The organism is Ilyobacter sp. (assembly GCF_041583315.1).
GTDB lineage: Bacteria > Fusobacteriota > Fusobacteriia > Fusobacteriales > Fusobacteriaceae > Ilyobacter.
Map to the genome: position 1 here is coordinate 1 of NZ_JBFHGC010000376.1, position 2,895 is coordinate 2,895.

A 2,895-nucleotide genomic window follows, 5' to 3' on the forward strand; every position below is an offset into this window, starting at 1 on the left:
AGATGCCTTTTAAAAAGATGTTGCATTTATGCAAGTCATGTTGTTTCTGTATCTGATTAATAGTATATATCAACCGTTTTGAGTTGTCAACTTTTTTTTTATTAATATATCAGTTTATTCTGTAAGGTCTAATTTTATCAATATTCTTTTTCTCTTGAAATCATTAACCTTAAATCAGGTAAAAGATTAGTTTGTTTAAGGGTAGAATATCTTAACCAGAATGTTAACTTTTTTGTTTTTTAAGTTCTATAATTAATTGGATATAGAACGATTGAAGGTGATTATGAAGAAGGATTTAGAATATAAAATTTTACTATTCAAAGTAATTTTATATTACTTGAAATTGACATAAAATTTTATATATGATAAATTATTTTATTAAGAAAACGTTTCCACATTAAAAAATAAAAACATAAAAAGGACTAAAATATGAATATAAAAGATATTGCAAAATTAGCAAATGTTTCCATTGCCACTGTTTCTAGGGCAATCAATGGAACTGCGTATGTTAGCCCAAAAACTAAAGAAAAAATTGATGAAATAATAAAAGAAAATGGATATAAACCCAATTTATTAGCCAGAGAATTTGTTAAGAATAAAAGCAATACAATAGGTGTAATGCTTCCTAGAATTGATTTGGCAACATTTTCTTTGGCTGTACAGGGGATTAGTAATTATCTAAAAAATAAAGGTTATAGTATAATACTAATCAATACTCAATCAAATGTGGAGGATGAATTAGGTTATTTCGATTTTCTGGAGAAAAAACGTGTTGAAGGACTTATATATTTTGCTACAGAAGTAACTGATCAACATATTGATGCATTAAAAAAAGTAAAATATCCTGTTGTTTTCTTAGGTCAGTCAAATAAAAAATTAAACTTACCCTGTGTTAAATATGATCATTTCAATGCAGCAAGATCAGTGGTAAATTATTTAATAGAGAACGGGCATAGAAGAATTGCATGTCTTTCTGTAAAGTACACTAATTATGAATTTTCGAAACTAAGAAAAGAAGGCTATATATCTGCTCTTATGGAACATAATATTGAAATTGATGAAAGCATTATTTGTGATGGAGACTGGGAAATGACTTCCACTGTAGAAAATGTAAAGGAAATAATGAAAAATTCGGAGAATAAGCCTACTGCTTTTTTTGCAGTCAGTTACAGAAAGGCAATGGCTACAATGTACTCACTTATAGAGGAGGGGTACAAAATTCCTGAAGATTTTTCTGTTGTTGGGATTGATGAATGTGAAGAATCAAGATACTATTCTCCAAGTCTTACAACTGCTAGTTTTGACAATTATTCTGCAGGTGAAAAGGCGGCGGAATTAATGTTAAATACAATCGAAAATAAAACCATTATAGATAAGGAAATTCTTATTAACTATAAATTAAGTATACGAAAAAGTGCTTCAAAAATTTGATCTACATGAAAATTAAATTCTAGTGAAAGAAACCTTTAAATTAAAATTCATATAAATAACTTCCAGTGAGTTTGTCAGTTTTTCAACTTAATTTTATGAGTGATAATCTGTATTTAGGTTATCACTCTTTTTAATACCAGTGATTCGATAATCATTCTTAAAATGTACTTCATTGAAAAAAATTAACAGACATTTATAAATAAAACTAAGATCAAAAAATATGGGGAGATAAATATGAAAAAAATAAATACAATAGATGCAGTGGGATATGTCTTATCCCATGATATAACAGAAATTATTCCTGGGAAATTCAAAGGAAGAGCTTTTAAAAAGGGACATGTGATAAGAAAAGAAGATATAGAAAAACTTCTTAGCCTTGGAAAGGATCATATTTATATATTGGAGCTGATGGAAGATGATCTCCATGAAAATGATGCAGCATTAATCCTGGGAGATGTGGGAAAAGGTGAAAATATAGAGATAGGCGAAGAGATAAAAGAGGGAAAGCTAGATTTTTTAGCATCGACAGACGGACTTCTTAAGGTAAACGTTGAAAAATTATTTCAATTGAATATGCTAGGACAAATGTCTTTTGCTACACTCCCACAAAATATCCCTGTAAAGAAAGGTGAAAAAGTAGGGGCAGCAAGGGTAATTCCACTTGTTATAAAAAAATCCAAAATGGAGCAGGTGAAAAATATTACAGACGAAAAACTTATAAATGTGAAGGCTTTTAAAAATAAAAAGGTGGGAATAGTGACAACTGGAAATGAGGTGTATCATGGAAGAATAATAGACAAATTTGGACCCGTAGTGGAATCTAAGATAAAAGAATACAACTGTGATGTAATAGGTCAAATAATAGTCCCAGATGATAAAGAGATGATAAAGAATGCAATAAAAACTCATATAGATAACGGAGCAGAAATCATAATGTGTACAGGCGGAATGTCTGTAGACCCAGATGACCTAACACCTTCATCCATTATTGAACTGGGAGGAGAACTAATAACCTATGGATCCCCTGTGTTGCCAGGATCAATGTTTTTACTTTCATACTTAAATGGAATACCAATTATGGGGCTTCCTGGCTGTGTCATGTACTGCAAAAAAACTGTATTTGATCTAGTTTTGCCAAGAATACTAGCAGAAGAAAAACTTAGCGTAGAAGAGATTATGAAATATGGACACGGAGGTCTCTGCCAAGACTGTGAAATATGTAGATATCCCAACTGTTCGTTTGGGAAGTAAAGTTATCATTGGGAGTATCCCAAATTTAGTGTAAATTTAATATGACCTTCCTAGTCATTAGAAGTATAAAGTTCACCTTGTCAAATAGACAATTAAAACAAAAAAAGCAGACTTTAAAAGGTCTGCTCTAACTATTATTTTTAATGGTGCCACCTGCCGGAGTCGAACCGGCGACCTCTACCTTACCATGGTATTGCTCTACCTACTGAGCTA

2 protein-coding genes are annotated in these 2,895 nt (G+C 30.7%); both read left to right on the forward strand.

Annotated elements, in window-relative coordinates; all coding sequences use genetic code 11:
* Window positions 1–429: 429 nt before the first annotated feature.
* On the forward strand, window positions 430–1,431 hold the full coding sequence (locus tag ABZA26_RS11645) for a LacI family DNA-binding transcriptional regulator (protein ID WP_372714692.1): 1,002 nt from the start codon (window positions 430–432) through the stop codon (window positions 1,429–1,431).
* A 234-nt stretch (window positions 1,432–1,665) separates the two neighbouring features.
* Window positions 1,666–2,682: a molybdopterin-binding protein gene (locus tag ABZA26_RS11650; protein WP_372714693.1), complete on the forward strand. Its 1,017-nt coding sequence runs from the start codon at window positions 1,666–1,668 to the stop codon at window positions 2,680–2,682.
* Window positions 2,683–2,895 lie beyond the last annotated feature (213 nt).